This window comes from Kibdelosporangium aridum (assembly GCF_900176515.1).
Taxonomy (GTDB): domain Bacteria; phylum Actinomycetota; class Actinomycetes; order Mycobacteriales; family Pseudonocardiaceae; genus Kibdelosporangium; species Kibdelosporangium aridum.
On the sequence record NZ_FWXV01000002.1, the window covers coordinates 584,952 to 611,331 of the forward strand.

Annotated in this window: 24 protein-coding genes; 15 read left to right on the plus strand and 9 right to left on the minus strand. The window is 67.7% G+C overall.

All coding sequences use genetic code 11. From position 1 onward, the window contains the following. Positions 1-281: 281 nt before the first annotated feature. From B9C43_RS12140 to B9C43_RS12170, 7 genes are all read left to right on the plus strand, one after another. Positions 282-959, plus strand: a complete 678-nt coding sequence (locus B9C43_RS12140; RefSeq protein ID WP_051895694.1) for a DedA family protein — start codon at positions 282-284, stop codon at positions 957-959. A 150-nt stretch (positions 960-1,109) separates the two neighbouring features. Next, positions 1,110-1,388 (plus strand): chorismate mutase, encoded by a 279-nt coding sequence (locus B9C43_RS12145; protein WP_051895695.1) that lies wholly within the window; start codon positions 1,110-1,112, stop codon positions 1,386-1,388. 166 nt (positions 1,389-1,554) lie between these two features. Next, positions 1,555-1,860 carry a hypothetical protein gene (locus tag B9C43_RS12150; RefSeq protein WP_084426199.1) on the plus strand — a complete coding sequence of 102 codons (306 nt, stop codon included), beginning with the start codon at positions 1,555-1,557 and terminating at the stop codon, positions 1,858-1,860. A 214-nt stretch (positions 1,861-2,074) separates the two neighbouring features. After that, the gene (locus B9C43_RS12155) at positions 2,075-2,989 is read left to right on the plus strand and encodes a hypothetical protein (RefSeq protein ID WP_084426201.1); all 915 of its coding nucleotides are present in this window, start codon (positions 2,075-2,077) and stop codon (positions 2,987-2,989) included. A 161-nt stretch (positions 2,990-3,150) separates the two neighbouring features. Beyond that, positions 3,151-4,014: a hypothetical protein gene (locus B9C43_RS12160; protein ID WP_084426203.1), complete on the plus strand. Its 864-nt coding sequence runs from the start codon at positions 3,151-3,153 to the stop codon at positions 4,012-4,014. 282 nt (positions 4,015-4,296) lie between these two features. Continuing rightward, on the plus strand, positions 4,297-5,613 hold the full coding sequence (locus tag B9C43_RS12165; RefSeq protein ID WP_084426205.1) for a serine/threonine-protein kinase: 1,317 nt from the start codon (positions 4,297-4,299) through the stop codon (positions 5,611-5,613). 152 nt (positions 5,614-5,765) lie between these two features. Next, positions 5,766-7,355, plus strand: coding sequence for a serine/threonine-protein kinase (locus B9C43_RS12170; protein ID WP_084428063.1), 1,590 nt, complete (start codon positions 5,766-5,768; stop codon positions 7,353-7,355). Here the strand turns inward: B9C43_RS12170 and B9C43_RS12175 are convergent, their stop codons facing one another. Beyond that, on the minus strand, positions 7,356-8,261 hold the full coding sequence (locus B9C43_RS12175; RefSeq protein ID WP_033384011.1) for a LysR family transcriptional regulator: 906 nt from the start codon (positions 8,259-8,261) through the stop codon (positions 7,356-7,358). A gap of 105 nt (positions 8,262-8,366) precedes the next feature. Here B9C43_RS12175 and B9C43_RS12180 point away from each other — a divergent pair, with 105 nt between their 5' ends. Then, positions 8,367-9,326 carry a DMT family transporter gene (locus tag B9C43_RS12180; RefSeq protein WP_407657088.1) on the plus strand — a complete coding sequence of 320 codons (960 nt, stop codon included), beginning with the start codon at positions 8,367-8,369 and terminating at the stop codon, positions 9,324-9,326. Here the strand turns inward: B9C43_RS12180 and B9C43_RS12185 are convergent. After that, entirely contained in the window at positions 9,291-9,500 is a 210-nt protein-coding gene (locus B9C43_RS12185; RefSeq protein WP_033384012.1) for a hypothetical protein, read from the minus strand. The two genes, B9C43_RS12180 and B9C43_RS12185, sit on opposite strands and share 36 nt — an antisense overlap. After that, entirely contained in the window at positions 9,493-10,767 is a 1,275-nt protein-coding gene (locus B9C43_RS12190) for a PspC domain-containing protein (protein ID WP_235038574.1), read from the minus strand. The genes B9C43_RS12185 and B9C43_RS12190 overlap by 8 nt, the downstream gene beginning before the upstream one ends. 167 nt (positions 10,768-10,934) lie before the next feature. Between B9C43_RS12190 and B9C43_RS12195 the strand changes: the two genes are divergently transcribed. The 3 genes from B9C43_RS12195 (at position 10,935) to B9C43_RS12205 (ending at position 13,675) form a co-directional block, all read left to right on the plus strand. After that, on the plus strand, positions 10,935-12,134 hold the full coding sequence (locus B9C43_RS12195) for an ATP-binding protein (RefSeq protein WP_084428067.1): 1,200 nt from the start codon (positions 10,935-10,937) through the stop codon (positions 12,132-12,134). Next, on the plus strand, positions 12,131-12,814 hold the full coding sequence (locus B9C43_RS12200) for a response regulator (protein WP_327222290.1): 684 nt from the start codon (positions 12,131-12,133) through the stop codon (positions 12,812-12,814). Before B9C43_RS12195 ends, B9C43_RS12200 begins: the two co-directional genes overlap by 4 nt. A gap of 108 nt (positions 12,815-12,922) precedes the next feature. After that, a complete protein-coding gene (locus tag B9C43_RS12205; RefSeq protein WP_084426209.1) occupies positions 12,923-13,675 on the plus strand; it encodes a S1 family peptidase in 753 nt (250 codons plus the stop codon). 46 nt (positions 13,676-13,721) lie between these two features. On the opposite strand, the gene guaA is transcribed toward B9C43_RS12205, so the two are convergent. Next, positions 13,722-15,281, minus strand: coding sequence for a glutamine-hydrolyzing GMP synthase (gene guaA, locus B9C43_RS12210; RefSeq protein WP_084426211.1), 1,560 nt, complete (start codon positions 15,279-15,281; stop codon positions 13,722-13,724). Between the two features lie 121 nt (positions 15,282-15,402). Between guaA and B9C43_RS12215 the strand changes: the two genes are divergently transcribed. From B9C43_RS12215 to B9C43_RS12225, 3 genes are all read left to right on the plus strand, one after another. Continuing rightward, positions 15,403-16,848, plus strand: coding sequence for an aldehyde dehydrogenase family protein (locus B9C43_RS12215; RefSeq protein WP_084426213.1), 1,446 nt, complete (start codon positions 15,403-15,405; stop codon positions 16,846-16,848). Between the two features lie 202 nt (positions 16,849-17,050). Continuing rightward, positions 17,051-17,335 carry a hypothetical protein gene (locus B9C43_RS12220; RefSeq protein WP_033384023.1) on the plus strand — a complete coding sequence of 95 codons (285 nt, stop codon included), beginning with the start codon at positions 17,051-17,053 and terminating at the stop codon, positions 17,333-17,335. A 78-nt stretch (positions 17,336-17,413) separates the two neighbouring features. Further along, positions 17,414-20,038 (plus strand): CHAT domain-containing protein, encoded by a 2,625-nt coding sequence (locus B9C43_RS12225; RefSeq protein ID WP_143446297.1) that lies wholly within the window; start codon positions 17,414-17,416, stop codon positions 20,036-20,038. Here the strand turns inward: B9C43_RS12225 and B9C43_RS12230 are convergent. The 5 genes from B9C43_RS12230 to B9C43_RS12250 form a co-directional block, all read right to left on the minus strand. Then, positions 20,035-21,516, minus strand: coding sequence for an FAD-binding oxidoreductase (locus tag B9C43_RS12230; protein WP_084426217.1), 1,482 nt, complete (start codon positions 21,514-21,516; stop codon positions 20,035-20,037). The two genes, B9C43_RS12225 and B9C43_RS12230, sit on opposite strands and share 4 nt — an antisense overlap. A 121-nt stretch (positions 21,517-21,637) precedes the next feature. After that, positions 21,638-23,290, minus strand: coding sequence for an FAD-dependent oxidoreductase (locus tag B9C43_RS12235; protein WP_084426219.1), 1,653 nt, complete (start codon positions 23,288-23,290; stop codon positions 21,638-21,640). Then, the gene (locus tag B9C43_RS12240; protein WP_084426221.1) at positions 23,283-23,840 is read right to left on the minus strand and encodes a GNAT family N-acetyltransferase; all 558 of its coding nucleotides are present in this window, start codon (positions 23,838-23,840) and stop codon (positions 23,283-23,285) included. Before B9C43_RS12240 ends, B9C43_RS12235 begins: the two co-directional genes overlap by 8 nt. Further along, positions 23,837-24,340, minus strand: coding sequence for a GNAT family N-acetyltransferase (locus B9C43_RS12245; protein ID WP_051895710.1), 504 nt, complete (start codon positions 24,338-24,340; stop codon positions 23,837-23,839). Before B9C43_RS12245 ends, B9C43_RS12240 begins: the two co-directional genes overlap by 4 nt. A 50-nt stretch (positions 24,341-24,390) precedes the next feature. After that, positions 24,391-25,005, minus strand: coding sequence for a TetR/AcrR family transcriptional regulator (locus B9C43_RS12250; RefSeq protein WP_084426223.1), 615 nt, complete (start codon positions 25,003-25,005; stop codon positions 24,391-24,393). 74 nt (positions 25,006-25,079) lie between these two features. Between B9C43_RS12250 and B9C43_RS12255 the strand changes: the two genes are divergently transcribed. Continuing rightward, complete coding sequence (locus B9C43_RS12255) at positions 25,080-26,321, plus strand: SDR family NAD(P)-dependent oxidoreductase (protein ID WP_084426225.1); 1,242 nt, start codon at positions 25,080-25,082, stop codon at positions 26,319-26,321. Positions 26,322-26,380: the final 59 nt, after the last annotated feature.

Sequence of the window (26,380 nt, forward strand, 5' to 3'; positions counted from 1 at the left end):
CCGACAAAACCTCGCACCGCCTCGCACACATGTGCAGATCGAGCACTGACCAGCTACGACGTGGCAAGGATCGCTGGCGGACTCGCGCCAAGTTCGTCGGGCATAGAACCAGCCGGTAAATGGTTCGCCTGGGTAGCGGGTGGCGGAGTACTCCTTTCTCAGGGGGCTTCACCAGGAGTTCGGGGTCCGTTTCCGGGGTTTTCCGGGGCTCATCCCTGATCCATTCGCCTGCCGCGGGCGACAGTCTTGAACAGGGAGTTGGAGGAGAGAAAGAACGGGGAGTGGGGAACGTGTTCGAAGGCCTGATGCCAGACCTCACCGCGCTGTCACCGGTCGCGGTGCTGGTGACGATCTTCGTGCTGTCGTTCCTCGAGACGAGCGTCGTGATCGGCGTCGTCCTGCCAGGGGAAGTGCTCGTCGGCGCGTGCATCGGGGTGTTGCACGTCGCGTGGTCGCCGCTTGCGGGGGCGGTGGCGGCCGCGGGATGCGTCGCGGGCCAGTTGGGTGGTTACGCGCTTGGTCGCTGGTCGGGGCCGGCGATCAAGCACGGCTGGGTCGGCCGCAAGGCCGGCCCGAAGCGGTGGGCACAAGCCGAGCGCCTGGTTGGGGAATCAGGCGGCTGGTTGCTGGTGACAGCGCGGTTCGTCTCCGTGGCGCACACGCTGGCACCGGTGCTCGCCGGGACGTTGCGGATGCCGTTGCGCAAGTTCATCGCTTTCGCGGCGATCTCCGCGGTGGTGTGGGCGGCGCTGTGGACCGCGGTCGGGGCCGCGCTGTCCGGCGCCAGCCAGGTCATCGACCCGGGTCTGCTGTCGTTCGCGCTGGTCGGCGGCGGTGTGATCATCGGCGGCGTGATCATGACCAAGCTTTTTCGGCGGTTGGACAAGGCTGTCAAGGAGCCCGGCGAGGATGTCCAACTGTCGGCGCTCGACGTTCGTCCGGCGGTTGTGTCAAGATAACTGCGTGCGGACAGAGCGCTTTTACTTTTTCTACGGGACCCGGACTCCGGCTCCCGTGGTCATCTGACGCCACCAGACACCACGAAGCCCCCGGAGTCCTCGGACCCGGGGGTTTCGTTCTCCCGGGCCAGGCCTCCTCACAGACAAGGAATGCCGATGACCCCGACCACTGAGAACGGGACCGCAGCCGAAGACATCGACGCGCTGCGCAAAGAGATCGACTGGCTCGACGCGGAGATCCTCCGCCTGGTGAAACGCCGCGTCGAAGTGTCCAAGACGATCGGCGCGGCGCGGATGGCCGCAGGCGGCCCGCGCATCGTCTACAACCGCGAGATGGACGTCCTGGCTCGCTACCGGGAGCTCGGCCCCGAGGGCCGTCAGCTGGCGATGGCGCTGCTCAACCTGGGGCGCGGCCGACTGGGCCGCTGAGCAGACGACGCCACCCCGCCCATGACGCCGGGCAATCCCCGCGCGGTGCCGGCGGGGTGGGAACGACCGGCAAAGCCGGTCCGATCGGAGCAAGAAGAAGTCCGACACCGAAATATCAGGGCGATCACCCATCCGGGTAGGCGTGCCGAACAGGCACACTGGAAGCATGCTGGACCTGATCGCCGTGATCATCGTCATCGTGGCCCTGGTGGCCACCCTCGCCCACGTCGGGTACTTGGCGCTGCTGAACTCGGCGGCGAACAAGCGGGCGGGTGGCGGGCCGATCGCCCAATACGTCCGTTCCCGGTGGCCGGTCGCCGGTGTGACGACGGCCGGAGCTCTGCTCGGGCTGTTGCTCACCGGTGGTAGCGGCTTCGTCGACATCCTCGCGATCCTGATCGGCGGCGGCTCCGGCGCCGTGGCCGTGAAGTCCCTGGAGTCGACCCAGAAGAAGTACAAAACCGACTCATAAACCCGGCTTGTCAAGAAGCTTCACCCGGTCGTGTGGCAACGAATGTTGGGCCCTACCAGCGTTTCTACGCGCGGAGCGTCAGGCATACCCTGGCGTAGGTGAGCACTGACGGGCCCTTCGAACCGGACCGCGCGCGACCCGCGCGGCCCGTTGTTTCGAGGACCCTTCTTAGCGCTCGTGTGGTCGCCATGCCGTGATCATGAGTAGTCGCGTCATGACCGGCAGTGAGAAGGGTCACATCTACATGACCAGCGGGGAGCATCAACCAGAACAGGGCCGCCACCGGCATTCGCATGGCACGTGGACGCCGGAAGTCAGCCACGCGCATCCACCCGCCCATGCCCGCCCTGACCCCGTTCCGCCGCCGACCGCGGCCGAGACGACCGTTCCCGGCCTGCGCAAGTTCGACCTCGGCACCATCCCCGCCTCCGTCACCCCGCCGAAGAGCTGGCGAAAAGCCGCGTGGTTCGCCATCGGCGCCTCGCTCGCGGTGGTCTTCGGTCTCGCGTTCGCGGCCGCCGCGCTGGTCGGCAGGCCCAAGAACACCGAGACCATCGACGCCCTGCCCGGTGTCCCGAGCGCGCCGATGTACCTGGACGCCTCCGACGCGCCACAGATCGCCACTCAAAGGCCAACCACCAGCCGCAGCGTGGAGAGATCCACGGTCGTGCCGGGGCACAGCCAGTCCATCCGTGGCACGGCGGGCGCGCCGGCCACCAGCAGCAGCGGCGTGCGGCCCAGCGCCCCGCAGACGTCCAGCTCCGTGGCTCCGCCGCCGTACACCCCGCCGGTCAGGGAGACCACGCCGAAACGGGCGCTGGCGACCAACGACCCGAAGCAGATCGGCGACCGGACCGAGGCGTTCTACAACCAGATCACCAGCAACCCGGGCACGGCGTTCCAGATGACCACCGGCGAGATGCGTGGCCAGGGTGAGCAGGCGTTCCGCGAGCGCTACGCCGACATCAAGCGGATCGAGGTGCGGCGGATCAGCATCGACCCGAACCAGGGCACGACGGTCAGTGAGGTGAAGGTCACCAAGGCGGACGGGACCACGTTCACCGAGCGCAGGAGGCTGAAATTCACCTCTGGCCGGGATCCGAAAATAAGTTCTGAGATTACCCATTAAGTCCTGGGCCGAACGGGCCGATACCGACAGTGCCGGCGGTAACCGCTGGCCCAGTCGAGGTACAGACAGCGCCGCTGAGAACCCCGAACGGGTGAAACCTGATGTGGCCCTCCGTGACTCGACACCCGAGTAGCAGTGACACACACGCAAGGAAGTAACCAGTGGAGCGTCCGACGTCTGGTCGCCGGCACATCAGAGCCGGGTCGATCACCGTTGCGGAGCTGATCAAGAACCGGCCGACCCCGGTTCACCTGCCGCCCCGCGACGAGGCCGTCACCGAGGTGATGCCAGCAGGCATCGACACGGAGCCGATGCCGCCGGTCACCAAGGCGCAGCAGCCACAACCGTCGCCCGCTCCCAGTTCCCATCACCGCCGTCAGCCCGCCCGCAGCGGGCAGCTGGCCAAACTCGCCGGTCTCGGCGTGGCCACCGCGGTGCTGTGCGCGTCCATCGCCGCCGCCTCGATCATCAACACCAGGCGGCAGTCCGAGCCGGGCGTCGTCGACCGGCCCGTGGCCGAGATGACCAACGAGCAGGCGATGCTGCCCAACATGTTCACGCTGACCGCGGGCAACGCGCCGAGGATCACCACGGAGATGCCGGTGCCCAACAAGGGCAGCGCCTCCACGAGCGTGGAGAACCCCGGCGGCCGCCGTCCGGTCGACGGCAAGAAGCTCTCGAGCCCCACCTCACCGCCCGCCGCGGCCGCCAACACCGCGCCGACCGACATCGAGCTGGTCCGGGAGTACTACAAGCTGCTGGCGAGCCAGCCGCAGCAGGCAGTCAGCCTGCTGGACGGGCTGCTGCGGCAGACCGATCTGTCCCACTTCCTGAACTCTTGGTCGCAAGCTCGCAACATTCGAGTCGTGGATGTGCAGCCGCGTGGTGACGGAGCGTTGCTGGCCGTCGTCGAGATGGTGCTGCCCGATGGCGACACCGCCCGGGTACAACAGCTGCTCAGGGTCACTGACAGCCAGCCGAAGCGGATCACCGGCGCCGAGATCGTCTCAGCCCAACGGAGCTGACTCTGCCGAAGTGTTACACCCGTTTGGGACGCTTGAAGCACCTCGCGTCACCAATGTGACCCCCGATCGGGCTAAGCTGGGCACGCCCCGAGGAGTGGGCCGGTGTGTGGCGTTGGTCTCATTCTCCGCGCCGGGCAGTCCGACACGCCGGTGGCATTCGTATCCAGGTAACGGTCTTGTGGTCGTGCGCGAAGAGTGAGCGCATAGCCTGGAGGCGGTCCTTGGGGTTGTCCGCCTGACAGAGAAGATCGCCGGCGAGCAGTTCGCGGGCAAGGAGGTGTCGTGAGCGACGAAGGCCGACTGGTAGCCGGTCGCTACCGGCTCGTGCATCGCATCGGCACCGGCGCCATGGGCGTCGTCTGGCAGGCGCGGGACGAACGGCTCAACAGAGTCGTCGCCGTCAAGCAGGTCCTGCTGCAGACCGGCCTGTCGCAGGACGAGATCAACGAGGCACTCGAACGCGTGCAGCGTGAGGGCCGGATCGCCGCGAAACTGCACCACCCGAACGCTGTGACGGTCTTCGACGTCGTCGACGAGGACGACGCGCCATGGCTGGTCATGGAGTACGTCCCGAGCCAGAGCCTGGCCGCGGCGATGAAGGAGCGCGGTGCGCTGCCGCCGCTCGAGGTCGCCGCGATCGGCGCGCAGATCGCGGCCGCGCTGGCCGCCGCGCACGCCGCGGGCATCGTGCACCGGGACATCAAGCCGGGCAACATCCTGCTGGCCGACAACGGCTCGGTGAAGATCACCGACTTCGGCATCTCCCGGGCCAGCGACGACGTCACCGTGACCAAGACCGGCCTGATCGCCGGAACTCCCGCCTATCTGGCGCCTGAGGTGGCGTACGGCAAGGACCCGACACCACCCACCGATGTCTTCTCCCTCGGCTCCACGCTGTACGCGGCGGTCGAAGGCGAGCCGCCGTTCGGCCTGAGCGAGAACACGCTCGGCCTGCTGCACGCCGTGGCCGCGGGCAAGATCAACCCGCCGCAGCAGGCAGGCCCGCTGACGCCGGTGCTGATCGCGCTGCTGGCTACGGAGGCCGAGGACCGCCCGACCGCCGCGTACGCCAGGGACATGCTGGCCGCGGTCGCTCGCGGTGACCACCCGGACGTGCCGGAGACACGGACAGTGTTCGCCGGTCCATCCACCGACCCGCGCACCAGGGCCGTCGCCCCGCCGAGCGCACGCTCGCGCACGGGCGTCCGTCCGGCTGCGCCACCGCCACCGCAGAAGCAGTCCAAGCGGCCGTACATCCTGGCCGGTGTGATGGCCGCGCTGGTTCTGGCGCTGGGTGGCTGGCTGATCGCGGCGAGCGCGAACGAGCAAAAGCAGGATCCGTCGCCGTCGAACGTGAACAGCTCGCAGACCACGACCAGCTCGGTGCCGACCTTCACCTTCACGGAGACGACCACCGAGTCGAGCACGTCGTCGTCGCAGCGACAGACCCCGAGGTCGACACCGAAATCGACCGAGCCGCCGAAGACCACATCCAGCTCGTCGCCGCCCCCGACGACAACCAGTTCCAAGCCACCGTCTTCGTCGAGCTCCTCGTCGAAGCCGTCGGGACCGCCGGCGTCAAGCTCGAATACTCCGTAAACCAAAGCAACCTCCGCGCGCGCCCAAACGACACATAAGTAGAGTCCTTGGTCGCAGACATCCAGCCGTACGGGAGTTAGGCGTTGCCCTCCGACGAAGACCGCCTGGTGGCGGGTCGATACCGACTGGGACAGCGCATCGGCAGCGGCGCCATGGGCGTCGTTTGGCAAGCGCACGACGAGCGGTTGCACCGCACAGTCGCGGTCAAGCAGTTGTTGACGCAGCCCGGCCTGAGCGCCGCGCAGGCCGAGGAAGGCCGGCTCCGCTCCATGCGGGAAGGCCGGATCGCGGCCAGGCTGCAGCACCCGAACGCGATCACGGTCTACGACGTGGTCGAGGACGACGGCCAGCCGTGGCTGGTGATGGAGTACCTGCCGTCCCGCAGCCTCGCGGCCGAGCTGGATGACAGGGGCACGATTCCACCGCAGGAAGCGGCCAGGATCGGCGCCGAGGTGGCCTCCGGTCTGGTGGCCGCGCACGCGGCCGGGATCGTGCACCGCGACATCAAGCCGGCGAACGTGCTGCTCGGCGGCGACGGCTCGGTCAAGATCACCGACTTCGGCATTTCGCGCGCGGTCGGCGACGTGACCGTGACGGCGACCGGGATGCTCGCCGGGACGCCCGCGTACCTCGCTCCCGAGGTCGCCAAGGGGATGGAGCCCACGCCCGCTTCGGACGTGTTCTCCCTCGGCTCGACGCTGTACATCTGCGTCGAGGGACATTCCCCGTTCGGCCTGAGCGAGAACACGCTCGCGCTGCTGCACGCGGTCGCCGCGGGCAAGATCAGCCCGCCTCGGCAGGCGGGCCCGCTGACCGCGCTGCTGATGCGCCTGTTGCGGACCGAGCCGGAGGAGCGGCCGACCATGGCCGCCGCCAAGGAGGCGCTGACCGCGATCTCGGCGGGCCGCCCGGTGCCGCCTGGACTGCTCAGCGGCAACTACGACGGCCCGACCGTCGCCCAGCGAATTCAGGCGCCTCCACCGCCTCCCCCGGTGCCGCAACCCTCGGGCCACCCGGCCACACGCATCGACGCCAACCCGCTCGCTGAGCCGCGTCGTACGCCGCCCGGTGGTTTCCAGCAAATGGGTCCGCCGCCTCCCGGCACGCCGCCGCGTGGCAACCAGCCGCCGATCGGGCCGCAGCCAAGACGCGAGCCGACGCCTGCGGAGCCAAGACCCCGCAGGGACGTCCGCAAGATCGTGCTGACGGTCCTCGCGATCATCGGCGCGGCCGCTGTAGGCGTCCTGGTCGCCAGCATGTTCACCAACTCGAAGCCGACGAACGCGCAGCAGAACCCGTCGACCCTGGCTCCGCTGCCACCGGTCACGGTCACCCAGACCGGACCGCCGGCCGTCAAGCGGTCCACCACGCCACCGCCGTCCTCCACGCCTTCCTCGACTGCGTCGAGCACCGACGAGCAAGACGGCGCGAGCCTGGAAGACGCGGCGAACTTCGTCGAGAGCTACTACGACCTGCTGCCGGAGAACCCCGATGCGGGGTGGGCGTTGCTCACCCCGAAGGCGCAGGGCCTGTCCAACGGCAGGGACGGCTATTTCAACTTCTACGGCGAGATGCAGGACGTCCGGATCACCGACACGAGCCAGGACGACAAGGGAAACGTCCGCGGTACCGTGCGGTTCAAGAAGAAAGACGGCTCGGAGAGCCGCGAGTCCTACTCGTTCGTCGTGGTCGTCCAGAACGGCAAGCTGATGATCGACAGCTTCAAGTCAGGTGCGGCCTGATCAGCTCGTGATCCGAGCAGCCACTTCGTGCAAGGCCGTGAGAAACGCTTGTACCGCAGGATTTTCCGCGCTTGACTCGCGGATCGCGGCGTAGATCTCCCTGATCGGCTCCGGCCTGCGGACCCGCTTGGCGACCACCCCGAAGTGCGTGGTGTCCAGCCCCAGCTTGGGAATCAACGCGACGCCGAGGCCTGCGGCCACAAATCCTTGTGAAGACGCGTAATCCTCCGACTCCACGGCGATGTTCGGGGTGAAACCCGCTGCGGCGCAAGCGTTCAGCATCAGGTCCGAGCACGGGCCCGGCACCATGTCCGTGCTGACCCAGGGTTCTTCCGCCAAGTCCGCCAGATCCACGAACCGCTTGTTCGCCAGGCGGTGGCCGCGCGGCAACACGGCCCGCAACGGGTCGTGCATCAGGTGGATCAGCTGAACTCCGCGGCGGGGCGGGTTCATCCGGGGGAAGACAACGATCGCCACGTCCGCCCGGCCCTCCTCGACCTCGGGCAGCGGGTCTTCCGGATCGATCAGCTTCAGGTCGATCTGCACGCCGGGATGGTGTTTCTTCAGCTGTGCCATGGCAGGCGGGACGAGCGCGACGCCTGCCGTGGAGAAGTACCTGATCGACAGCTGCCCGGTCTTGCCTTCCTTGAGGTCACGCAGCGCGCTTTCGGCGTCGGACAGGTTCTTGCTGATGATCGCCGCGTGCTCGGTCAGCAGACGTCCCGCCGCGGTCGCGCGGACGCCGCGCCCGACCCGCTCCAGCAGGGCCACACCGGCTTCCTTCTCCAGCACGGCCAGCTGCTGGCTGATCGCGGACGGCGTGTAACCGAGGTTCCCGGCCGCCGAGGTGACGGATCCGCTGGTCACGACCGCCCTGAGCAGCTGCATCCTGCGTACGTCGAGCATGCCACCACCATACAGCTTTGCTTAACGGTCGATGCACTTATATTCACTTGTTCTAGCTAGTTAGCGGATGCATCGTTGGTCTCGAGTCAACGATGGGAGTTCGCGGTGGGCAGCAAGGGCACGCTGGTGCGGATGGGTCTTTTGGCTCTGTTGTGGGGATCCAGCTTCCTCTGGATCAAGTTCGCGCTGCAGTCCATGTCTCCGGGGCAGATCGCGATCGGCCGGATCCTGCTCGGCGCCGCCGTGCTCGTCGTGCTGTGCTACTCAGGCAGACAGCGGCTGCCGAAGGACCCCAAAATCTGGGCTCACCTGGCGTTTGCCGCGTTCTTCGGCAACGCGCTGCCGTTCTTCCTCTTCGGTTTCGGTGAGCAGACGGTCGATTCCGGCATCGCCGGTGTGCTCAACGCCACAACACCGTTGTGGGCCTTGTTGATCGGCGTGCTGCTCCGGCAGGAACGCAAGCTTTTCTCGCTGCGCATGCTCGGCATGGTCGTCGGTTTCGGCGGCACGCTGTTGATCTTCGCGCCGTGGCAGGCAGGCGGGCTGACCAGCTGGGGCGCCCTCGCGATCCTCGGTGCCGCCGCGAGCTACGCCGTCAGCTACACGTACATCGGTCTCAAGCTGTCCGGGAAGGGCACGGCGCCGATCGCTTTGTCGGCCGCGCAGCTGGTCACCGCGGCCGGGCTGAGCACGTTGCTGCTGCCGATCGACGGCTTCGAGCCGATCACCTGGCACCCGCTTGGCGTGGTCGCCGTGGTGATCCTCGGCGTCTTCGGTACCGGGTTCGCGTTCGCCCTGAACTACCGGCTGATCGCGGACGAGGGCGCGGTCGCGGCGACTGCCGTCGGCTATCTGCTGCCCGTGGTTTCCGTGCTGCTGGGCGCGATCGTGCTTGGCGAGCCGGTGACCTTGCGAGTGGTGGCCGGCATGGTCGTGGTCCTCCTGGGGGTGGGCATGACCCGTTGGCAACCCAAAGCCGCGGCCAAGCCGGAACTCGTGGTTCCCGCTGTGGCCGCGGCCCCAGTCGGATCAGCGGTTGCGACGGCGGACCGAGCTGCCGAGTAGCAGCAGGCCCACCAGGACCGCGCCGCCGGCGAGCAGCCAGCGCGCGTCGAAGGACGGCAACCAGGTCTGGCCGTCGGTCAGCACGTAGGCCGAGAGCACCAGCGTCGCGATTCCGGCGAAGAGGGTCAGCAGGTCGACGCGCTTGCGTTCGGTCTTCTCCGTGTCGTCAGCCACGGCGCACCTCCACGGTCCCGGAGTTCACCCGGGCGTCCAAGTAGATCTTGAGGCCGCCGGCACCGTCGGTGCCGTTGTCGACCGTATTGACATGCGCGTCGGTCTTGTTCTGTTCCACGCCAAGGCAATCGACTGATCCGAGCCCGGCGTCGCAGGTGACGTCCACGTCCGCGTTCGCGGGGACGAGCACCGACACGTTGCCCAGTCCCGCGTAGAGCGAGGTGTGGACTTCGCCGGTGTTCGGCAGCGCGGTCAGGTCCAATTCGACGGTGCCGCCACCGACGCTGTAGTTGGGTGCGACCATCGCCACCGACGTCGGCCGGGACGTGATGGTGCCCCAGTCCTGGCCCGAGTCGTACGGAACGGGTCCGCTGGTCGCGGTCGTGAAGACGAAACCGGCCAGTGCCAACGGGACCGCGAGACCGATGAGGCCACGACCACCGCCCATCAGCGAGCCACCGACCATGCCGAGGCCCACGATGGCCAGCACGATGCCGATGATGTGCCCCGGTGTCAGCCAGGAGACGTGCGGCGCGACCAGTGCACACGCACCACCGACGGCAAGCGCGGCACCGAGCGTGATCCCGCCGATCGCGGACCGCCTGCGCCTCGGAGCGGGCGGTTGCGGCTCAGGCTGAGCCGGCGCCGGGTCCGGCAGGTCCCAGGCGAACGGCGCGGCACCGAGCGGGTCCCACGCGGGCGGGCCGGTCCGCTCGTCTGGTTGCGGCGGTACGGGCTGCTGGCTGGTTTGCGCGTTCATGTCCGTCCCCAGCGGCATCGTCGGCTGCGTGACCAGCGGCGGTGGCGGCGGAGTCCGCGGCGCGAGCGATCCACGGCCGCGGTGCAGCAGGAACAGTCCCGTCAGCAGCAAGGCGAGGCCGACGATCCCCGCACCACCCTCACCGTTGAAAGTCCAGATCGAGGCACCGAACAGCACCGCGCACAGGAACAACGTGAAGAACCACCCGGTACTGCTGCGGCCACGGCCGACCAGCGCGGGCAGCGGTGCTTCCTGGTCGCGCTCGTCCGGGAAGAACAGCCAGCCGGCGATGTAGATCATCAGGCCGGCGCCGCCGAAGATGGCCGAGACCACCAGCAGGACCCGGACCAGGACCGGGTCGATCTGGTAACGGTTGGCGATGGCCGCCGCGACGCCCGCTATCTTCCGGCCACGCCTCGGCCGCCTCGGCCGGTTCGTCCAGAAGTCCTTCAGCGTGTCCTCCGCCCCGGCCAACGGATGGTCCTGCTGTCGCTGCGTTCCACTCACAGTGACAAGGATGAGCCGCCACCGGGGCTTACACATCAGGGACCGCCCCTGAGCTTGTCCCCGGGTCCTTCCCTGATGACCCGTTTGCGCGCGCGTGTGACCATTCTTGTGTGGGTTTGCAGCTCAGGCGAGACACCAAGGCGCTGACGACGCCGGAATTCAACCGTATGTACCGGCGGCGTTCCGGGCGGACTATCGCGGGCATAGCCGGTGGCATCGCCGACCATCTCAACGTCGACGTGCTGTGGGTACGGCTGGCGTTCGCCGCGTTGGCGGCCGCCGGTGGCGTCGGCGTGATCGTGTACGGCCTGTTGTGGGCGTTCGTGCCGCAGCAGGATCCGGAGGCCGAGGCGGCGCCGATCTCGACCAAGGAGCGTCAGCAGGCGATCGGGCTGATCGCGCTGGGCGTCGGTGTCGCGATCGCCGGTGGCTCATTGACCGGCACGTTCAACGGCTGGGCCGGTGCGGCATTGGCGTTGGCTGTGATCGGCTCCGCGATCGTCTGGCGGGAGGCCGACGAGCGGCGCAAGGGCGAGCGTGGCGCGTTCGTGCGCACGTTGTCCGGTATCGGGCTGGTCGTGTCGGGTGTCGCCGCGTTCTTGCTGCAGGCCGTCGGCAACTACGACCAACCCCAGTTCGTCATCGCCGCTGTGCTGGCTGTGCTGCTCGGTGTCGCGGCCGTGACCGTGCCGTGGTGGTTGCGGGTCGTCCGTGACCTGGGCGACGAGCGCCGCAAGCGCATCCGGACCGAAGAGCGCGCCGAAATCGCCGCTCACCTGCACGACTCCGTGCTGCAAACGCTTGCGCTGATCCAGAAGCAGGCCGAGACGCCCCGCGAGGTGCTGCGGCTCGCGCGTGGCCAGGAACGTCAACTGCGGACCTGGTTGTACGGCCCGTCCGGCTACAGCCGCGGCGAAGGAACCCACCAGGTCAACAGCGAGCCGTCGATGCTCTCCGGAGCCGTCGAGGTGGCGTGCGGTGAGGTCGAGGACACGTTCGCGATCAAGGTCCAGCAGGTCGTCGTCGGCGACTGCGAACTGGACGAGAAGCTGACCGCGCTGGTCCAGGCGACCAGGGAGGCGACCGTGAACGCCGCCAAGCACGCCGGGGTGGCCGAGGTCAGCGTGTACGCCGAGGTGGAACCGGATCGGGTGAACATCTTCGTGCGGGACCGGGGCAAAGGCTTCGACGAAACGGCTGTTCCGGGCGACCGGCATGGCCTTGCCGACTCCATCAAGGGCAGGATGGACCGCAACGGGGGTTCGGTGCGCATCCGCACCGCCCTCGGCGAAGGCACCGAAGTGCACCTCGAGATGCCGAGGACCACCGCTTCGGCGCGCAATGCCGGAAGAGAGGCCAAGGCGTGAGCGAGACAGTGCAGTCCTCGGAGACCACCCGCAAAGTCCGGGTCTTCCTGGTGGACGACCACGCGTTGTTCCGTGCGGGCGTGCGCACCGAACTGGACTCGATCACCGACGAGGTCGAGGTGGTCGGCGAGGCGGGGACAGTCGGCGAGGCGGTCGCCGGGATCGCCGCGAAGCTGCCCGACGTGGTGCTGCTGGACGTGCACATGCCGGACGGCGGTGGCGCCGAGGTGCTGCGCAAGGTCCGCCCGACGCACCCGGCGGTGGTGTTCCTCGCCCTGTCGGTTTCCGACCAGGCCGAAGACGTGATCACCGTGATCCGGGCCGGTGCGCGTGGATACGTCACGAAGACGATCTCCAGCCAGGAACTGGTGCGGGCAGTCGTGCGCGTGGCCGAAGGGGACGCGGTGTTCTCGCCGCGGCTGGCGGGGTTCGTGCTCGACGCGTTCGCCGACCGGCCGGGCTCGGCGCCGATCAGCGACCCCGAACTCGACCTGTTGACCCCGCGCGAGCGGGACGTGCTTCGGTTGCTGGCGCGCGGTTACGCCTACAAGGAGATCGCGTCCGAGCTGTTCATATCGGTCAAGACGGTGGAGACACACGTTTCGAGCGTGCTTCGCAAAACCCAGCTGTCGAACCGGTATGAGCTCTCCCGCTGGGCGTCGGACCGCCGTCTCGTTTGAGGCAATTGGGATTTCTTCCCTACTTCTGACGGTTACCTTGCTATAACGGCCTTTTCTACGGTTCTCCGTGACCCGGATCACTCCGGGGACACAATAAGGAGAACTGGAATGAAGGCACGGTCCCTGCTCGCCGGCCTGTTCACCGCTGGAGTCGCTCTCGCTGGTCTGGTCATCCCAGCCGCAGCGGCTCAAGCGGATCAGCCAACAGGCGTCGAACCGATGATTGTCAACGGCCGCCCGGCCTCTGAAGTCTATTCGTTCATGGTTTCCTTGCAGTCCAGCTCAGGCGGCCACTCCTGTGGCGGCTCGCTGATCAAGCCGAACTGGGTGGTGACCGCGGCCCACTGCGGTACGCCTGCCCAGGTGCGCGTCGGCACGACCAACCGGACCAGCGGTGGTTCGGTGGCTCGTGTGTCCCGCCGGATCGCTCACCCGTCCGCCGATCTCGCCGTGCTGCAGCTGGCGAGCTCGGTGCCGCAGGCGCCGATCGCGCTCGCGGCGGAGTCGGGCGCTGTGGGCACCGCCACCCGCATCATCGGCTGGGGCCAGACCTGCCCCATCCGCGGTGGCTGTGGCGCGCCGATCGGCCTGCAGGAGCTGGACACGTCGATCGTGGCTGACAGCCGGTGCCTCGGTATCCGTGGCGCGACTGAGATCTGCACCAACAACCCGGGTGGCAACTCGGGTGCCTGCTACGGCGACTCCGGTGGCCCGCAGGTCAAGCGCGTCAACGGCGTGTGGCAGCTGATCGGCGCGACCAGCCGGTCCGGCAACGGCAGCTCGACCTGCGCGACCGGCCCGTCGATCTACGTCGACACGTCCGCGCTGGCCAGCTGGATCCGCGCCAACAGCGGCGGCTGACAAAGCACGTGGGTGGTCATCCGAACCCGATGACCACCCACGGATGTCATTCCCACTCGATGGTGCCCGGGGGCTTGCTCGTGACGTCGAGGACGACACGGTTGACCTCGGGCACCTCGTTGGTGATACGGGTCGAAATCCGCTCAAGCACGTCGTAGGGCAACCGCGTCCAGTCCGCGGTCATGGCGTCCTCGGACGACACCGGGCGCAGCACGACCGGGTGCCCGTATGTCCGGCCATCTCCTTGCACGCCAACGCTTCTAACGTCCGCGAGGAGCACGACCGGGCACTGCCAGATGTCGCGGTCAAGACCGGCGGAGGTGAGTTCCTCACGGGCGATCGAGTCGGCCGCGCGAAGGACCTCCAGGTTGTGCTCGCTGACCTCACCGATGATCCGGATCGCCAGGCCGGGCCCGGGGAAGGGCTGGCGGTGCACGATCGTCTCCGGCAGCCCCAGCTCAAGGCCGACCCGGCGGACCTCGTCCTTGAACAGCGTGCGCAGCGGCTCGACGAGCTGGAACTCCAGGTCGTCCGGCAGGCCGCCGACGTTGTGGTGGCTCTTGATGTTCGCCGCGCCCGCGCCGCCGCCGGACTCGACGACGTCCGGGTAAAGCGTTCCCTGGACGAGGAAGTCGACGCCTTCCTCGGTCTTCAGGTCGCGCGCGGCCTGCTCGAAGACGCGGATGAACTCGCGGCCGATGATCTTGCGCTTCTCCTCCGGGTCGGTCACCCCGGCCAGCGCGTTGAGGAAGCGTTCCCGAGCGTCCACAGTGACCAGGTTGACGCCCGTCGCGGCGACGAAATCGCGCTCGACCTGTGTGCGCTCACCGGCCCGCAGCAGGCCGTGGTCGACGAAGACACACGTCAGCCGGTCGCCGATGGCCCGCTGGACCAACGCCGCGGCGACCGCGGAGTCGACGCCGCCGGAGAGCCCGCAGATCGCCCGGCCGTCACCGACCTGCGCCCGGATCGCGGCGACCTGGTCCTCCACAATGGACGCGACTGTCCATTCGGGACGGATGCCGGCGATCTCGTGCAGGAAGCGGCGCAGCACTTCCTGGCCGTGCGGGGAGTGCCCGACCTCGGGGTGGTACTGCACACCGGCGAGCCTGCGCTCGACATTCTCGAACCCGGCGACTGCGGCGCCGTCGCTGGACGCGGTGACCTCGAAGCCTTCTGGCGCCTTGGTGACGCTGTCGTTGTGGCTCATCCAGACCGGGTGCTTGCCGGGGAGGTCGTCGTGCAGCACACCGCCGGACACCGACAACTCGGTCCGGCCGAACTCACGGATCCCGGTCGCTTCGACCGTGCCGCCAAGACCACGGGCCATCGCCTGATAGCCGTAGCAGATGCCGAACACGGGCACACCGGAGTCGAACAGGGCCGGGTCGACGCTGGGGGCACCGTCGACGAAGACACTCGCGGGCCCGCCGGACAGGATGATCGCGGCCGGGTCGCGGGCGACCATCTCCTTGACGGACTCGGTGTGCGGGACGACTTCGGAGTACACCTGGGCCTCGCGCACGCGGCGGGCGATCAGCTGGGCGTATTGGGCGCCGAAGTCGACGACGAGCACGGGCCGGGCGCTGGCGTCGGACACTTGCATAGCTCCTCTCGGATGACGCAGGTCAAGCATCCCAGGCACGCCTGCCGATCTACTCATTGGGTGAAGAGGCTCACCCCTGGTATTTGGTCAAGCACTCGCTGGAGTGACTACGTTGGACACTATGGATGCTTACACGCCCACACCTCGGCCCTGTTGGATCGCGGGACGCCCGGAGCAGGGCGTGGAAGCACTGACTGTGCATCACCCGTTCGATGGTTCCGAGGTCGCCACGGTCGCGGTCCCTGGCCCCGAGCAGATCGAACGCGCCGTCGCGGCGGCAGCGGCTGTCGCCGCCGAATTCCGGCGCACGCCCGCGCACGTCCGGGCCGACGCGCTTGAGCACGTCTCACGTGGCCTGGCCGAGCAGGCCGAGGAACTGGCCGAGCTGATCACCGCCGAGAACGGAAAACCGTTGAGGTGGGCCGAAGTCGAGGTCAAGCGGGCGGTCTCGACGTTCCGGGTGGCCGCCGAGGAGGCACGCCGGTTCGGCGGTGAGATACAGCGGCTGGACACCGACCCGAGCGCGGACGGCCGGGTCGCGCTGGTCCGCCGGTTCCCGCGCGGTCCGGTGCTGGGCATCGCGCCGTTCAACTTCCCGCTCAACCTGGTGGCGCACAAGGTCGCGCCGTCGCTCGCGGTCGGCGCGCCGATCATCATCAAGCCCGCGCCGCGTACCCCACTGTCTTCTTTGGTGCTCGGCGAACTGCTGGCCGAGACCGACCTGCCGGACGGTGCGTTCTCGGTGCTGCCCATCGGCAACGAGGCGACGGCCGGACTGGTGCGCGACGAGCGGCTGCCGGTGGTGTCGTTCACCGGGTCCGGCCCGGTGGGCTGGTCGTTGATGGATGCCGCGCCGCGCAAGCACTTCGTGCTCGAACTGGGCGGCAACGCCGCGGCCGTGGTCTGCGCGGACTGGGACGACCTGGACTTCGCCGCCCAGCGGATCGCCACGTTCGGCAACTACCAGGCCGGGCAGTCGTGCATCGCGGTGCAGCGGGTGCTTGTGGACCGGGCGATCGCCGACGAGTTCATCGGCAAGCTCGTCGACGCGGTTCGCGGGCTGCGCAACGGCGACCCGCACGACCCTGACGTCGAGGTCGGCCCGGTGGTGGACGAGGCCGCCGCGGCCCGTATCCAGTCGTGGATCGAGGAAGCGACTTCGCGCGGCGCGAAACTGCTGGCCGGCGGGCATCGCGAGGGCACGCTGGTCGAGCCGACGCTGCTGCTGGACGCGCCGGAGGACAGCAAGGTCTGGGCCGAGGAGGTCTTCGGCCCGGTGCTCGCCGTGTCAATTGTGGACGGTAACGACGACGCATTCGATCGGGTGAATTCATCGGCCTACGGTTTGCAGGCCGGCGTGTTCACCCGTGATCTGCCGACCGCGACTCGCGCGGGCGCCGAACTCGAAGTCGGCGGCGTCATCATCGGTGACGTTCCGTCATTCCGTGCAGACCAGATGCCATACGGCGGGATCAAGGGTTCCGGCTTCGGCAGGGAAGGTGTCCGATCAGCCATGATCGACCTGACCGAGGAACGGATAACGGTGCTGACAAACGTTAGCCTCTAATTGGATCATTTGAGTCACAATCGGAGTAATTCGATCTAGGTCCCGTTTCCCTGAGTAATTCCCATTCCTCCATTCGTGCGGTACATTCAGGCCGGTTCTTGTGGGGAGAACCGCACTTGAACACCCAGAGTCGACAAGCCGCCGCTCGGTGACTCTGGTCAGGGGACACGTGCCCAGCGCGCGTTACGAGGAGGGACCGCTAATGACGACCGCCAACACCGAGAACGAAGACCTCGACGGTCTGGTCAAGCCCAAGAAGGCCCCGCTGCGGCCCACGGGCCCGGTGCACCACACGGGCGTCCCAGTCATCGATATCGACGTCGAGGACGGCGACCAGACCGACATCCCTGTGGCCGGCCAGGACGGACCGGTCATCGTCGCCGGTGGCGAGCAGACCGACGGCCCTGTGCACCACACGGGCGGCCCGGTCGACAGCAGTGGTGGCACCCCCACCCAGCCCGACAGCCAGCCGACGACCCAGCCTTGATATCGATCACATGCCCGTCGCCCGGCTGTAGCCGGTCGGCGGGCATGCCTTGTTGACCTTCTGTGGTCTCATAGACCAGTGCCCGCGACACGCCCGACCGAAGGGACGCACCGGTCAACCGCAGAAGTGGTCGACAAGGCGCGGCAGTTGCACAGAAGGGCAGTGGAAGTCGGCCACACCGGCCGCTACAAGCAGGAGCGCGTCCTGCTGCGCAAGGCGCTCGCGCTGTTGGACAAAGCCGGGCCGAGCACCGATGTCGACTGGATCCGCGCCCGTACCCGCATTCTGATCACGCTCGCCTTCAGCGAGGCCGAGTCCGGCACGCTGGCCAGGGGCATCGCCAGGATCAACGAACTGCGGCCCGCGGTCGACGCGCTCACCGACGAACGCGCCAAGGCCGAGCTCGTCGCGGCGATCGACGGCAACCACGCGGGCATGCTGATCCGCAGTGGACGGTACGAGGAAAGCATCCCGCTGCTGGACTCCGCGGTCGCGCACAACGAACGGCACCTCGAGCTGGGCGCGGAAGACCCGGTGCGGGTGATCGACTCGTTGGTCGCGGCGAATGCCAACCGGGGTCAGGCGTTCCTGGAGATGGGCCAGATCGAGCCCGCGTTCATCAACCTCACCATGGCCATCACCCTGGGCATGGACAACAACCTGGCGCTCCGGGTGGCCTACATCCGCCACCAGCTGGGCGACCTGTACCTGCGGTCGGGTGATATCCCGGAGGCGCTGCGGTACTACCAGCAGGCCGAGCAGGACTACCTGGAGCTGGGTCCGTACATGCTGCCGCGGCTGAGGATCGACCAAGCGCAGGCGTTGATCTCCGCCGGCCTGGCCGACGAGGTCGCCAAGCACCTCGACGACGTGCTGCCGCAGATGCAGGCGGAACGCGTCCAGCAGGACCTCGCCGAAGCCGAGCTGATGCGTGCGACGGCGGCGCTTATGGAGGACAACCTCACGCTCGGCCACAAGATGGCCAACTCCGCGCGACGCCGCTTCAAACGCCGTGGCAGTGACGCGTGGGCGGCCGTCGCGGCGCTCATCGGGTTGCGCGTCGACGTCGCACGCGCCTGGCGTGACACCAACATTCCCGCGTCACTGCCATCGCGTGCCAGTCAGCTGGCGGACGAGCTCACGTCCGTACGGCTGATGGATGAAGCCGCGATCGCACGCACGCTGGCCGCACGACTGGAAGTGCGGCGCGGCAACATCTCCGAGGCGGCGGCCCTGCTCGACACGTTGAGCAGGCCAGGCCCGCTCGCCCCGATCGAGCAACGGATGCTGCTGCGCCTGACGCGCGCCGAGCTTGCGGCAGCTGTGGGAAACCGGCGTAAGGCGTTCGCCCAGGCACGCGCGGGCTTGAACGACCTCGGCCGCGCCCGTGATCGCCTGGGCGGGTTGGAGCTCGTGTCCGCGACCGCCATCCACGGTCAGGAACTCGGTGACCTCGCCGTCCGGTTGGTCCTCGACGGTGGTGAGTCGGCCGCCGAAGCCCGCCGGATGTTCGGCTGGCTCGAGCAGACTCGTGCGCAGATGTACCGCTACGAACCGGTTTCCGGTATCGACGACCCTCAGCTGGTCGAGCTGATCGCGGAGATCCGCAACCTCGGCTACGCGCTGCGACAGGCCAAACTGGACGGTCGGCCGACGACGAAGCTGCGCTCCCGCTACGCCGAACGCCAACGAGCCGCGATGCGCCTCGGCTGGCACGCAGCGTCCCGCTGGGGCAAACCCCGCCCGGTCGCCGCTGTCTCAGAGGTGTTGGCGCAACTCGGTTCTCGCACGCTGATCAGCTTCGCGGTGTCCGAGGACGCCATGCTGGCCGTGGTACTGACGCAGGGCCGCGTCCAGCTCGTGCGGCTTGGTTCCGCGGCCGTAGCCACCGAGAACGCGTTGCGCCTGCACACGGATCTCAACGCGATGGCACCGGATCACTTGCCAGAGCCCTTGTTCGAGGCGATCTCGACTTCGGCCCGTAAGCACGCAGCCGCACTGGACGCGCAGCTGATGCGTCCACTGGCAGAGCTGACTGGAGACTTGGTGATCGTGCCGACAGGCGCGCTCTACGCGGTTCCGTGGGGTGCTTTGCCTTCGCTGCAGTCGCGGCCGGTGGTCGTCGCACCCTCGGCGACCGCGTGGATCGCGGCATCGAGTTCACCGGTCCATTCCGGACATACGGCTTTGGTTCGCGGGCCGGGCTTGTCGGCTGCCATCGGTGAGATCGACAAGCTGGCCGCGCACTACGAGAAGGCCACATTGCTCGCCGGTGACGACGCGACTTCGTTCGCGGTGCTGGAGAGCTTGGACGGCGCCGAACTCGTTCACATTGCGGCACATGGAGAACACGAAGCCGAGAACGCGTTGTTCTCCCGACTCGAACTGGTCGACGGTGCTTTGTTCGCGCACGAGTTGGCGCGGTTGCACCGACCTCCCCAGCAAGTCGTGCTCGCGGCTTGCGAGCTCGCGCTCAACCGGATCCGGCCGGGTGACGAAGCTCTGGGGTTCGCCGGGGCATTGCTGGCCGGTGGCGTGGGAACCGTTGTCGCGGCGGCAAGCCGTGTCGGCGATCTGCCTGCCGCCGCGGCTATGGACGACTACCACCGGGCTTTGGCTTCGGGTGCTTCACCCGCGGTGGCACTGGCCGACGCGGTGGCAGTCGATCCGCTGCGCCGGCCGTTCGTGTGCCTCGGCAGCTAACTTGCGGACTGCGGGATGGCTTGCGGGAAGGCGAAAACGCGGTTGGGATCAACCGATTTGGCGATCTGCTGCAGGCGCGGCAGGTTGGCGCCGTAGTACGCGGTGGCCCAGTCCGGCATGGTCGGGTCGATGTAGTTGACGTACCCGGTCGCGCCGGTGAACTCGGTCAGCGCGTCACGGACCTCGCCGACCTGCGTCGTGGCGCGGGCCGCGCCTGCCGCGTCCGTCTTCATGTAGATCTGGGCGCTGGCGAAGGCTTTGCGGTGCGGGAACGCCGTGTCGGACGGTGCCAGGTCCGCGACCGCTCCGCCGAGGGCGTCGACCAGCAGGTCCAATCCTGGCCGGCCGGTCATCACCCTGGTGATCTTGGCGGGGTCCACCGGGCCGGGCAGCATCCGCGAAGAGGCCACAAAGGACTGACGCTGGCTGCTTCCTGCGAAGAACCGCATTCCGTCGAGGTATTCCTTTGCTTGCACCACACGGGAAGACGGCCGGACCTTCAGCCCGGCGAGCAAGCCGTTCAGTTCACCGGGCGAGCCGACAAAGCAGCCGCTGACCTCACAGGAGGGCGCCTGGGCGCCGCCCACGACGATGATGTTGGACCACAGTTCGGGCGGCGTCGTGCCGATCCACTGCTGCCACGCGCCGAGGACATCCGTTGTCGATCCGGCCGGGAATCGCATCGTGAACACGGTGAGCGCGGGCGCGGGAACTGTCCCGAAGACGAATTCCGTGACGATTCCGAAATTCCCGCCACCGCCGCCCCGCAATGCCCAGAACAGGTCGGCTCCCGCGGACGCGGAGGCCTCGACGATTCGGCTGTCCGCCGTGACCACGGATGCGGCGTCGAGACGGTCACACGTCAGGCCGAATTTGCGGGACAGCACACCGATTCCACCGCCCAGTGTCAGCCCGGCGATCCCGACAGTCGGGCAGGACCCGGCAGGCAGGCACTTTCCCGCTTTGGCCAGTTCGGTGTAGACGTCGGTCAGCCGGGCACCCGCTCCGATCCGCACTGTCCCGTCTGGACGGACGGTGATCGCCTTCATCTCCGACAGGTCGACCTGCAGGCCCGATTCCGGGATCGAATAACCCGCGTAACTGTGCCCGCCGCTTCGTGCCGCGATCGGGACTTTCGACTCGGCCGCGAGCGCGACACAGGCCTGGACGTCCTCCGGGGTTTCGCACCGCGCTATCGCGACCGGTTTGCGTGTGTCGGTCAGCGGGTTGTAGACCTGCCGTGCCGTGTCGAAGTCCTTCTCGCCGGGCAGCAGAAGTGTGCCGCTGATCCTGGCGCGCAAGGATTCCCAGTTCGGCGGGGGCGGTGGGACGATAACCGTCGTCGTGGTCGGCGGCAGAGGCAACGTTGTCGTGGGCTGGCCGCCGGGCGTCGTTGTTCCGGTTGATGAACAGCCCGCGAAAACAGTACCGGCTCCGGCCAGTCCCGCGGCCCGCAAAAATGCACGCCGATCCATCATCCCCGACTCCTCCCGACATCTCCATCATCGGGCGTCCGGCGACTCTTTGCACGACATTGTCGTCAGATGCATAACTGCCCAGGTGAGACTACAAAATGTCGCTCGAAATGAGTAGTCTCCTTTACCGCAACGCCCCCGGAGCCGATGCGGGCACGGCGGGCGACCTAGGCGCAACCGCGTCAATCCGTCGATACGGTGATCTTTGGTCCGGCCGTGGATCGGCTTCGCCCTTGTTGGGCCACAACGAGAATGCGCGCTCGGCCTGCGCGGTGATGGTCAGTGACGGGTTGACACCCAGGTTGGCCGTGATCGCCGCCCCGTCCACAACGGACAGACCAGGATAGTTGTGCACCCGGTGATACGGGTCGATCACGCCGGTCGACGAATCCTCGCCGATCGGGCAGCCGCCGATGAAATGCGCGGTGAGCGGTACATCGAAGATCTCGCCCCACGTTCCGCCCGCGACCCCGCCGATGTGCTTGGCGGTCAACTGGTTCGCCTGATGACCGGCGGGGATGAAGGACGGATTGGGTTCGCCGTGGCCCTGTTTGGACGTGTACTTTCCGCGCTTGTCCACATAGGTCGTGATCGAATTGTCCAGCGACTGCATCACGAGCAGGATGACCGTCCGCTCGCTCCACCGATATCCGTTGAGCAACCGCGCGGTCTGGATCGGGTGTTTCACCATGAACCGCAGCGCTTGTTTCCAACGTGGCACGTCGGACGCGCCATCGGTGGCGATCGTCTGCAGCAGGCTCATCGCGTTGCTGCCCTTGCCATAACGCACAGGCTCGATGTGCGTGTTCGCGTCCGGGTGGATCGACGACGTGATCGCGACACCGTGGCTGAAATCCCTTGCGGGATCCACCTTCAGCCGGGCCGCACCGACGATCGCCTCGGAGTTCGTCCTGGTCAGCTCGCCGAGCCTGGCGGAAAGCCTGGGCAGCGCGCCGGACCGGCGCATCTGGTGCAGCAGCTGCTGCGTCCCCCACGTGCCGGCCGCGAGCACCACATGCGACGCGGTCAGCGTGTGCCGGAACCGCGTTCCCGTCTTGCGGATCGCGACCTCGAACGATCCGTCCGCGCGCTCGGCGAGGCCCGTGACCGTGGTCAGCGGAATGATCTTGGCACCGGCCTGTTCGGCCAGGTACAGGTAGTTCTTCATCAACGTGTTCTTGGCGCCCACCCGGCAGCCGGTCATGCACGAGCCGCACTCGGTGCAGCCGGTGCGCGCGGGCCCGGCGCCACCGAAGAACGGGTCGTCGACCGTCTCACCCGGCTTGCCGAAGTACACGCCGACCGGTGTCGGGTGGTACGAGTCCGCGACGCCCATCTCCGCGGCCACCTTCTGCATGACCTCGTCGGATGCCGTCACGGTCGGGTTGGTCACAACGCCGAGCATGCGGCTCGCCTGGTCGTAGTGCGGCGCCAGCTCGTCGCGCCAGTCAGTGATGTGCGCCCACTGTTTGTCCTGGTAGAACGGGTCGAGCGGGCGGTAGAGGGTGTTCGCGTAGACCAGCGAACCCCCGCCGACGCCCGCACCGGCCAGCACCATCACGTCCCGCAGCAGGTGGATGCGCTGGATGCCGAAGCACCCGACCGCGGGCGCCCACAGGTAGCGGCGCAGGTCCCACGAGGTCTTGGCGAACTCGTCGTCGGCGAACCGCCTGCCCGCCTCGATCACGGCGACGCGGTAGCCCTTCTCGGTCAGCCGGAGCGCGGCGACGCTGCCACCGAAACCCGAGCCGACGACGATGACGTCGTAGTCAACCATCCCTCGAATCTAGTTCGGCGGACGCGTTCTGACTAGGAGTAAGTTTCTCGCCAGTAACGTCCGTTCGGAGCAAGCTGTACGCGACGAGATCACGGTGCTCACCACCCCGCAGCTGCGCGCCCCGCACGACGCCCTCGCGAGTGAACCCGGCCTTCTCCAATGCCCGCTGAGCTGGGATGTTCGTAATATCTGTGCTCGCCTGGACCCGGTTGGCCGGTGTCGTTTCGAACAGGTAGAGGGCCAGCGCCCGCGTCGCCGCGCTGCCGATACCGCGCTTCCGGACCGTGGGCAGCAAGCCGATACCGAGGTCGAACGCCCGCGACCGGACTGACGGCCCGTAGTCCACCGGGTGCCAGGTCATGTCACCGAGCAGTTCGACGCCGTCCGGCGTGGTCACCACTACCCGAGAGACCTCCAGCGGAGGTGGCTGATCATCCCGGTCCGGGTCGAAGGCGCTGTCTTGGCGCGCGGACAGGAAGTCCTTGTCGCCGTCCAGCACCTTGGCGAGAGCGAAGCCGTCACCCTTCACCACGATCTCGCGTGCGGTCACGGGATCGGGTCCGTCCGCAGCAGGCTGTAGCTGATCATGTCCTGGCGTTTCCCCCCGCGTAACTGTGCGCCGCGCAGCACACCTTCCCGGGTGAAACCCGCCTTTTCAAGGGATTTCTGCGCGCGCACGTTGGTCACGTCCGTACTGCCCTCGATCCGGTCGACGTCGGTCGTGGCGAACAGGTGCCGGACAAGGGCCTTGAGCACGGCGGTGCCGATCCCCTTGCCACGTTTGTTGGGCAGCAGGTGCCGGCCGAAATTCCACGCCAGGCAGCCATAGGACGGCCCGTAGCTGACCGGGTGCCACGTCACCTGACCGAGCAGCTCCCTGCCGCTCTCGTCGGTGATCGCCAGCCGGTGGACGGGATACTGGATCGGCATGTCGCGTCCGTCATGGTCCACGTCGAACGCCTTGTCACTGTGTTCATCGAGGTACTCGCGATCGCCATCGGCGAGTTCAGCCAAGGCGAAGCCGTCGCCACGGACCACGATCTTGCGCACGCCAACCCCCAGGTCGGTTTGGAGAGGTCTGGGTGATTTCTAGCACCCAGTTACCCCAACCCCGTCCCGATTTCACGAGTTCCGAGCGCCAACTCCAGGGCACGGCTCATCGCCGCACGCACATCGTCAGGTCCGTCGCCCCGCTGCAGGCTGACCAGGGCAGCGGCATTGATCGCACCCAGGACCCCACCGACCAGCGCGGCAGCGTCGATCACCGGGAGCTGATCGGAAAACGACTGGTGCACCGCGTCGATCAGAACGGCCTGCCCGGTGAGCAAGCGCTGCGCCAGACCCGCCTGGAGCGCGGGCACGGTCGCGATCAGGCGCGCCCGCAGCGCGGCGAGCCCGTCGGGCAGATCGGTCTGCCAGGCATCGGTGATCATCTCCTGCGCCGCACGCCGCAGCACATCGGCAACCGATTCACCCGCCTTCCGCTCGGCGATTGCCTGTACGCCAAGGTCAAACCGCCACTCGGCGTTGGCGAGCAGCACGTCTTCCTTCGTCGGGAAATGCAGGAAGAACGTCCTCGTCGAGACGTCGGCAGCCTCCGCGATCTCGGCGACTGTCGTGTCCTGGAAGCCTTTGGCCTCGAACAACTCGACAGCCGCCTCGATCAGCGCCTGGCGTGTGCGCTGCTTCTTGCGCTCTCGGCGCCCCTCAGTCACGCGAGGACTATACGACAGTCGATGAATTGCTACACTCGATGCATCTATTCATCTCGTGCAGCATTGGGGGCATCATGGGAGCACTGGCCGGACGCGTCGTTCTCATCACCGGCGCAGGTCGCGGGATCGGACGTGCGGAAGCGCTGTTCTTCGCCGCTGAAGGCGCGAAGGTCGTGGTCAACGACCCGGGCGTCGAGCCGGACGGCACGGGAGGTGACGCAGCAGTCGCGGCCGCCGTCGCCGACGAGATCGTTGCCCGCGGCGGTGAGGCAGTGGCGAACACCGACAGCGTCAGCGACTGGGACGGCGCCCAGCGCATGGTTCAGACAGCCATCGACACGTTCGGGGACCTGCACGTCGTGGTGAACAACGCCACGATCAAGGCCGACCGCGCCATGACCACCATGACCGAGAGCCAGTTCGACGACGTGGTCGCGGTGAAGCTGAAGGGCACGTTCGCAGTCAGCCGGTGGGCAGCGCGCTATTGGCAAGCGCAGCACGCGGCCGGAATCCGTGTCGACCGGGCGATCGTGAACACCTCATCCGGCTCCGGACTCGTGAACCCGTTGCCTGGACAGGCGAACTACGCAGCTGCCAACGCGGGCGTCGCCGCGATGACGATCTCCAACGCGCTCGAACTCGCCCGCCATGGCGTGCGGGTCAACTGCATCTCGCCGTCGATGGCCCGCACCCGGCTCACCCTCGAAGTGCCAGGGGTCAACGCGGATCCTCAGGCGATCGCGCCGGTCGCCGCCTATCTCGCTACCGAGGACTGCCCGCTGACCGGTCAGGTACTCGGGGTCAGCGCGGTCCCTCGCGCGCAGGTACCCGCGGTCGGCACCGTCCCCAGCGCGCAAGTACCCACGGTCGACGCCGCCCCTCGCGGGCAAGTTCCCGCGGTCGACGCCGCCCCTCGCGGGCAAGTTCCCGCGGCCGGCGCCCTCCCCAGCGCCCAGGTACCCGCGGTCAGCACCGGCCCCAGCGCACAAGTACCGGTGGTCAGTGCGGTCCCTCGCGCACAAGCTCCCGCGGTCAGCGCCGCCCCCCGCGCGCCTTCCGAACTCGGCAACGAGCGAGGCGGCCATCCAGTTCCAAGGCTGCACGGTTGCACCGTCACGATCAACAACGGCTGGTCTCCTGGCGCACAAGTAAGCCGCGATGGTTCACCGTGGACAGTCGCTGAACTCGGTGCGGCGCTTGGCGAACTTCCCTTTCCTGACCAGTTCGAGAAGCTCGCCGCCGCACTCGCGGGCGCGCTGGGCGCCGCAGGCCGGGAGGAAATCCAGCGGATGATCGACGCACAGCTTGACAAGTGATTCAGCCTCTGATCGCCAGACCCGGCCTTGATGGGGCCAGTCCCTGTTCGCCAGACCCG

Excerpts from the sequence above, each read along its gene's own strand:
- B9C43_RS12195 (WP_084428067.1), top strand. The coding sequence starts at position 10,935 with ATGTACCGGCGGCGTTCCGGGCGGACTATCGCGGGCATAGCCGGTGGC.
- B9C43_RS12220 (WP_033384023.1), top strand. The coding sequence starts at position 17,051 with ATGACGACCGCCAACACCGAGAACGAAGACCTCGACGGTCTGGTCAAG.
- B9C43_RS12255 (WP_084426225.1), top strand. The coding sequence starts at position 25,080 with ATGGGAGCACTGGCCGGACGCGTCGTTCTCATCACCGGCGCAGGTCGC.
- B9C43_RS12150 (WP_084426199.1), top strand. The coding sequence starts at position 1,555 with ATGCTGGACCTGATCGCCGTGATCATCGTCATCGTGGCCCTGGTGGCC.
- B9C43_RS12170 (WP_084428063.1), top strand. The coding sequence starts at position 5,766 with ATGGGCGTCGTTTGGCAAGCGCACGACGAGCGGTTGCACCGCACAGTC.
- guaA (WP_084426211.1), bottom strand. The coding sequence starts at position 15,281 with ATGCAAGTGTCCGACGCCAGCGCCCGGCCCGTGCTCGTCGTCGACTTC.
- B9C43_RS12235 (WP_084426219.1), bottom strand. The coding sequence starts at position 23,290 with ATGGTTGACTACGACGTCATCGTCGTCGGCTCGGGTTTCGGTGGCAGC.
- B9C43_RS12155 (WP_084426201.1), top strand. The coding sequence starts at position 2,075 with ATGACCGGCAGTGAGAAGGGTCACATCTACATGACCAGCGGGGAGCAT.
- B9C43_RS12205 (WP_084426209.1), top strand. The coding sequence starts at position 12,923 with ATGAAGGCACGGTCCCTGCTCGCCGGCCTGTTCACCGCTGGAGTCGCT.
- B9C43_RS12175 (WP_033384011.1), bottom strand. The coding sequence starts at position 8,261 with ATGCTCGACGTACGCAGGATGCAGCTGCTCAGGGCGGTCGTGACCAGC.
- B9C43_RS12230 (WP_084426217.1), bottom strand. The coding sequence starts at position 21,516 with ATGATGGATCGGCGTGCATTTTTGCGGGCCGCGGGACTGGCCGGAGCC.
- B9C43_RS12215 (WP_084426213.1), top strand. The coding sequence starts at position 15,403 with ATGGATGCTTACACGCCCACACCTCGGCCCTGTTGGATCGCGGGACGC.
- B9C43_RS12145 (WP_051895695.1), top strand. The coding sequence starts at position 1,110 with ATGCCGATGACCCCGACCACTGAGAACGGGACCGCAGCCGAAGACATC.